Source organism: Rhodococcus aetherivorans (assembly GCF_011058165.1).
Taxonomy (GTDB): Bacteria; Actinomycetota; Actinomycetes; order Mycobacteriales; family Mycobacteriaceae; genus Rhodococcus; species Rhodococcus aetherivorans.
Genome location: NZ_JAALEG010000153.1, coordinates 1 through 6,119, shown reverse-complemented (window position 1 = coordinate 6,119; position 6,119 = coordinate 1). Strand labels below are relative to the sequence as shown.

Sequence of the window (6,119 nt, the reverse complement as noted above, 5' to 3'; positions counted from 1 at the left end):
GTGGTGGGGCGCGGGGTCGATCGATCCGCGGCCTTGCGGACCGGCTTCGACGGCTCCTTCGTCAGACGCAGCTCCTCGGCCTCGAAGGGCAGCTCGTCGTCGACGCCCTTGGGACGGACGGTGACCGTGCGGCCCGCCACCGACACCGCCCGGGCCGACGCGCCCGGCGCGATACCCAGGCTCGGAATGCCCTCGATGAGATAGACGGTGGCGCGGCGACCGTCCGCGACGGCGGTGGACAGCTCGGCGAGCTGCTCGTCGGTGAGATGATCCGGGCCGGTTGTGCCGGCTCGTCTGCGGGGCGGCATGCCACGTCCTTTCGGGCTGGGTGGTGCAGGAGGCGCGATCACTGTCGCACACAGGTGCGACACTCTCGCGGATTCGTTGCGCGCCCGAACCGAGGTGGGCCATGCTGGGTCGGCCGGTCACGTTCGGCGGCCGGGAAGGAGCGACGTGAGCGCGTCGGAGCAACCGGAGCTCGAGCCCGAGCTCCTGCAGGCCGTGCAGGCCGAACTCGAGCGGACCCTGCTCGGCGGCGAGCGTCGCTACACCCAGCGGGAGAGCGCCGACCTGGCCGGGGTGGACTCCGAACGCGCCCAACGGCTCTGGCAGGCGCTCGGATTCACCGTGGATCCGGACCCGGACGCGCGGACCTTCACGGACGGCGACGTCGCGGCGCTGCGGAACATCGACGCGATCGTGGCGAGCGGCGCCCTGCACCCCGACCTGGAACTGGCAGCCGCCCGGTCGCTGGGACAGTCCATGTCGCGGCTGGCCGAGTGGGAGGTGGCCCTGATGAACACCCACATCCTCGATCGGCTCGAGACCGAGTACACCGGGACCACCCCCTCCGAGCGGGAGATCCGGTCGTTCGTCGACGAACTGCTGCAACGGGTCCTGCCCCTGACCGAGACCTTGCAGCTGTACGTGTGGCGCCGGCACCTGGCGGCAACGACAGGACGCAACGTGGTGCGGGCCGGGGGCGAGTCGGCCGGCCGGGTCCTGGTCGTCGGCTTCGCCGACATGGTGGGGTACACGCGCCTGACCCGCCGGATCGACGCCGACGAGCTCAACGACCTGCTCGAGGACTTCGAGTCGACCGCTACGGGGATCGTGACCCAGGGCGGCGGATGGGTGATCAAGACCGTGGGCGACGAGGTGATGTTCGCCGCCGAGGATCCGGCGGACGCCGCACGGATCGCGCTGGCGCTGCAGGAGTCGTCCGGCTCCCGTCCCGACGCCCCGGATCTCCGGGTGGGTATGGCGCAGGGGCCGGTGCTGGCCCGGTTCGGGGACGTGTTCGGGTCGGCGGTCAACATCGCGGCGCGGCTGACCGGTGCCGCGCGTCCGGGAACGGTGCTGGTCGATTCGACCCTCGCCGGCGTGCTCGACGGCGACGACCGGTTCCGGCTGCGTCCCCTGCGCGCGCTGCGGGTCAAGGACTTCCACCGGCTGCGGCCGTCGGTGCTGCGTCCGCCTCAGGACTGAGCGGTGCCCGTGCCCGACGGGTTCGCGGCGGGCACGTCGTCGACGATCCGCCCGCATGCGTCGCGGCCCGTGCTGGCGGGCGCGGTGCCGTGCGCGTGGTGGCCCGGGCCGGAAGTCACCGTTGTGCGACGGCGGCCGTCGAGGTAACCTCGGATTAACAGTTACCAGTCGTCACACTAAAAAGGTGGAGACATGACCGCATCGCTCACCCGCCCGTCGGAAGCCGAGAGCACGGGCTTCGTCCCCGGCGTCCCGCTCTCCGACCGCGAGGAGACGGCGCAGCGCCTGCTCGCCTCGTCGGCCCGCAAGTCCTACGACCCGACGGTCGAGGTCGACTGGGAGGCCCCCGTCCCCGCCGACAAGTACGGCATGACCCCCGAGTGGAGCACGCTGTACGGCACCGCGCTGTGGGACGAGATGACCGAGGAACAGCGCATCGAGCTGACCAAGCACGAGGCCGCGAGCGTCTCGAGCGTGGGTCTGTGGTTCGAGATCCTGCTCATGCAGATGCTGCTGCGCGACGTCTACAACCGCGACAAGCACTCCCGCCACGTCCAGTTCGCCCTCACCGAGGTCGCCGACGAGTGCCGTCACTCCGTCATGTTCGGCCGCGCCGGTGAGCGCCTCGGCATGCCGGACTACGGTCCCGCCCGCTACATCCACCGCCTCGGCCGGCTGTGGGGCGGATTCTTCCGGGGCGCCAACGCCTACGCGAGCGTCATGGCCGCCGAGGAGATCCTGGACATGATGCAGCGCGACTTCATGCGCGACGAACGCGTCCAGCCGGTCACGCGCACGGTCAGCAAGATCCACGTTCTCGAGGAGGCCCGGCACATCCGGTTCGCCCGCGAGGAGGTCGCGCGCCGCCTGGCCGGCGCGAGCCGCGCCCGCCTGCAGTTCGAGCGCATCAACACCGCCGTGACCGTGTACTTCGTGGTCAAGAGCATGATCCACCCCGACGTGTACAGCAACGCGGGCGTCGACCGCGACCGGGCAATCGCCGAGGCCCGGAACAACACCCACTACCACGACCGCGTGCGCAAGTCCGGCGCCAAGCTGATGACGTTCCTCGACAGCGTCGGCCTGATCGGCGGTCCGTCGAAGATCCTCTACAAGAAGGTCCATCTCCTCTGAGCCGCCGCCTCGGAGGTCGCGCGAGCTCGTGGGGTCTCGCGCGACCCCGCCCGGCCGTCGGGCCGCCCGGATTCGTCGAACGTGCTCACTGCGGTCGACGCTCGAGGTAGGCCCGATCCCAGTGGCCGAGCTCGGCGGCTGCCTCATAGGTGCTGCGCAGGAACCGCAGCAGTTCCGCGTCGGGGTCGGCGGCGGTCCGCACCGCCTCGTACGGCAACAGGAACTCCCCCAGCTCGGCGGAGTAGTACGCGGCGTCCGGGCGCACCGGATGCTCGGCGAAGCCCTCCGGTGCGGGATAGGCGTAGGAATAGAAGGCCCCTTCGTCCGCACCGCCGGGCCAGAATCCGCAGCTGCTGAGCTCGTGCGAGTAGGCCTCGGTCATCACCCAGTCGGCGCAGTTGGGGATTCCTCCGGGGTGCGGTGGCGCGGTGCGTCCGGAGAAGCGGGTACAGGCGAGATCCATCGCGCCCCAGAAGAAGTGCACCGGACTGACCTTGCCGAGGAAGTCCCCTCGGAACTTGTGGAGGATGCGGTCGGCCTGGAGCAGTTGCCGCCAGAAGAGGTGGGCCGCATCGGGGTCGTACGTGTTGTGCTCGCGGTCCTGCGCGAACGGGATCGCCGGATCCACCTCGTTGGGGGTGCCCTGGATTCGCGTGGCGATGCCCAGCTCGTCCAGGGCGCCCAGAGTGCGGGAGTAGAAGTCCGCCACCGATTGTGCGGTGAGCGGGACGAAACGGCTGCCGCCGTCGCTCGAGCGGATGTGCAGGCGGTGCTCGCAGAAGTCGAACTCGATGTCGAAGGCGGCGTGCCGGTAGGGGATCGACGAGGTGCCCAGCCCGCGTGGAGTGACATACAGCGTCGCCTGCCACCAGTGGTTGACCATCGGCGCGTGGGCCAGCCGGATCTTGCCGACGATCTGCAGCCACATGTGCAGGGTGTCCCGAGTCGCGGCCCAGTCGGCCGTACGCAGAGTCGGCCACGCCCCTCCGGGAACCGGTGTCGATTCGTTCACTACGCCTCCCACGGTCCGGGAATCGACCCTACTCGGCCGGACCGCCGGCCGGGGCGGTGTCGACGGGATTCTCCGCCCCGCCCGAGGCACCGGTCCTGTACGTGTTCGTCGCCCGCGGAGCCGGGGAGCGTCCGTACCGTGCGGGCGGCGACGCACGCCGATCGGCAAACCCGGATTCGTGCAAGTGCTGCAGCACCGTCCCCGGCGGCGCAGAATTCAGGTACGAACCGCGAGTCCCGCCGGGAGCACCATGGCCACATCGTCCGACCTCCCCACGGTGGGGGTCGAGGAGGAGTTCCTCCTCGTCGACGCGGAAACCGGGGAACCCGCCGTCAACAACTCCGAGGTCGTCGCGCAGGCCCGCGACCTCGGCGTGGAACTGCAGTACGAGCTGGACCGGTGTCAGGTCGAAACGGCGTCGGACGTGTGCCACGACGCCCTCGAGCTGTACACCGACCTGTCCACCCGGCGGTCCCTGGTCGCCGAGGCCGCCCGCCGCTGCGGCTCCCGGCTGGTGGCGGTCGGTGTCCCGGTCGTCGGGTCGCGCGAGCTGCCGGTCACGGCGAAGCCGCGCTACCTGCGCATGGAACGCGTCTTCGGCATGCTGGCCCGGGAACAGGGCATCTGCGGCTGTCACGTGCACGTGGCCGTGCCGGATCGCGCCACCGCCGTGCAGGTGAGCAATCATCTCCGGCCGTGGTTGCCGTCCCTGCTGGCGCTGTCGGCCAACTCCCCGATCCACCGCGGCGTCGACACCGGGTACGCGAGCTGGCGCTCGATCCTGTGGTCGCGCTGGCCGAGCGCCGGTCCGCCACCGTACTTCTCGTCCCTCGAGGAGTACGACCGCACCGTCGCGGCGATGCTGGAGTGCGGCAGCATCCTCGACAAGGCGATGGTCTACTGGGACGTCCGCCCGTCGACCAATTTCCCCACCGTCGAGGTGCGGGTGTGCGATGTCCCCTCGACCGTCGCCGAGACGGTCCTCGTGGCCGTCCTCGTCCGTGCTCTGGTGCTCACCGCTCTGCGTGCCCTCGATGCCGGCCGCATCGCCGAGCCGTTCTCCTCCGAAGTGCTGCGGGCCGCGTACTGGCGCGCGGCGCACGACGGGCTGCCCGGTGACGGCATCGACCTTCCGTCGACCGCCCGTCGCCCGACCGCGCACCTGCTCCGGGCGATGATCGAGCACGTCCGGCCGGCCCTCGAGGACCTCGACAGCTACCAGCACGCCCGCGAGGGCCTGCACACCGTGCTGGCGTGCGGCAACGGGGCCGTCCGGCAGCGGCAGGTGCTCTCGGCCGGCGGCACCGCCCGGGACGTGATCGCCCGGCTGGCCGAACTGACGCCCGCCGGGTGCCCCCACTGAGCCGCGGAACACACGCACCTATCCCTAGCTTTCCGGTCGGGAATTGGTTACGGTCTGCGCCGTGCTCCTGCTGACCCGTCGCCGCCACATCGACTTCGCCCGCACGGCGACGTCCACGTGTCCGTGCCCGTAGGCCCGTCTCTCCCCCGAACCGACTGTCGAGGAAGCACATTCATGACCACTGCTCCGTCCACCCACCTGCGCGCCGTCGTCGACACGAATCGTGAGGCGATCGCCGACGACCCCACCCGGGCTCACGCCGTCTTCCGCGCCGAAGCGCACGGGCACGACGCCGTCGCCAGCACCGTCGCCCTCGGCAGGTTCAGCGTCGAGGTCGACGAACCGCCGGCCCTGGGCGGGGAGAACACCGCGCCGAACCCCGTCGAGTACTACCTCGCCTCGCTGCTGTCCTGCCAGGTGGTGACCTACCGCGTCTGGGCGGAGCGGCTCGGGATCCGCGTCGACGACATCTCGGCGCGCGCCGAGGGCGATCTGGACGTGCGCGGGTTCTTCGGCTTCGACGACGTCCGCCCCGGATTCGGGGAGGTGCGGGTCGCCGTCACGCTGTCGGGACCGGAGCCGCGCGAACGCTACCTCGAACTGCAGGAAGCGGTGGACGCCCACTGCCCCGTCCTCGATCTGACGCGCAACCCCACCCCGGTGCGGACCGTGGTCGAGATCGCGTGAATTCCGGGGAGCGCTGGTCGGCGCCCCGCACAACAGATAGTGTCGGGCGCGTGAGCCGGACACGAATGCAGGCAATGCCGGGGCCTTCCGCCCGCTGCCGGGCCGTGCGCATGTGTATCTGCGGGTGTCCGGCCGCCTGACCGGCCGCACCCGGACCTCGCCCGTATCGGGCATCCCGATTGTGCATCCGACGTGGCGTTCCCCGTGTCGAGTCCCGCGCGGGAACCGTCACGTCACCTCGAGACGATTGTCGAACGAAAGACGGAGCAGCAACCCATGAGCGAAACCCCCGCAACCGATCCCGCCGCCGGCTGGAGCTTCGAGACCAAGCAGATCCACGTGGGCCAGCCCGGCGGCGGCGACACCCGCGCCCGCGCCCTGCCGATCTACCAGACCACCAGCTACACCTTCGACAGCACCGACCACGCCGCCGCC

At 70.7% G+C, this 6,119-nt stretch carries 5 protein-coding genes and 2 pseudogenes; 5 read left to right on the top strand and 2 right to left on the bottom strand.

From position 1 onward, the window contains the following. Positions 1-308 (bottom strand): annotated as a pseudogene (locus G6039_RS29435) (translation initiation factor); the annotation flags it as partial. A gap of 145 nt (positions 309-453) precedes the next feature. Between G6039_RS29435 and G6039_RS29430 the strand changes: the two are divergent. Together G6039_RS29430 and G6039_RS29425 are read left to right on the top strand one after the other, a co-directional pair. Further along, positions 454-1,488 (top strand): adenylate/guanylate cyclase domain-containing protein, encoded by a 1,035-nt coding sequence (locus G6039_RS29430; RefSeq protein WP_029546367.1) that lies wholly within the window; start codon positions 454-456, stop codon positions 1,486-1,488. Between the two features lie 192 nt (positions 1,489-1,680). Beyond that, complete coding sequence (locus tag G6039_RS29425; protein WP_029546368.1) at positions 1,681-2,622, top strand: AurF N-oxygenase family protein; 942 nt, start codon at positions 1,681-1,683, stop codon at positions 2,620-2,622. An 85-nt stretch (positions 2,623-2,707) separates the two neighbouring features. Here the strand turns inward: G6039_RS29425 and G6039_RS29420 are convergent, their stop codons facing one another. Beyond that, the gene (locus G6039_RS29420) at positions 2,708-3,634 is read right to left on the bottom strand and encodes a DUF5996 family protein (RefSeq protein ID WP_043802888.1); all 927 of its coding nucleotides are present in this window, start codon (positions 3,632-3,634) and stop codon (positions 2,708-2,710) included. A 250-nt stretch (positions 3,635-3,884) separates the two neighbouring features. Between G6039_RS29420 and G6039_RS29415 the strand changes: the two genes are divergently transcribed. The 3 genes and pseudogenes from G6039_RS29415 to G6039_RS30910 form a co-directional block, all read left to right on the top strand. Next, positions 3,885-4,997, top strand: a complete 1,113-nt coding sequence (locus G6039_RS29415) for a carboxylate-amine ligase (RefSeq protein WP_043802883.1) — start codon at positions 3,885-3,887, stop codon at positions 4,995-4,997. Between the two features lie 174 nt (positions 4,998-5,171). Next, positions 5,172-5,684, top strand: a complete 513-nt coding sequence (locus G6039_RS29410) for an OsmC family protein (protein ID WP_006930353.1) — start codon at positions 5,172-5,174, stop codon at positions 5,682-5,684. A 276-nt stretch (positions 5,685-5,960) separates the two neighbouring features. Continuing rightward, positions 5,961-6,119, top strand: a pseudogene (locus G6039_RS30910) (PLP-dependent transferase); the annotation flags it as partial.

Coding starts and splice junctions, on each gene's coding strand:
- G6039_RS29415 (WP_043802883.1), top strand. CDS start 3,885: ATGGCCACATCGTCCGACCTCCCCACGGTGGGGGTCGAGGAGGAGTTC.
- G6039_RS29410 (WP_006930353.1), top strand. CDS start 5,172: ATGACCACTGCTCCGTCCACCCACCTGCGCGCCGTCGTCGACACGAAT.
- G6039_RS29425 (WP_029546368.1), top strand. CDS start 1,681: ATGACCGCATCGCTCACCCGCCCGTCGGAAGCCGAGAGCACGGGCTTC.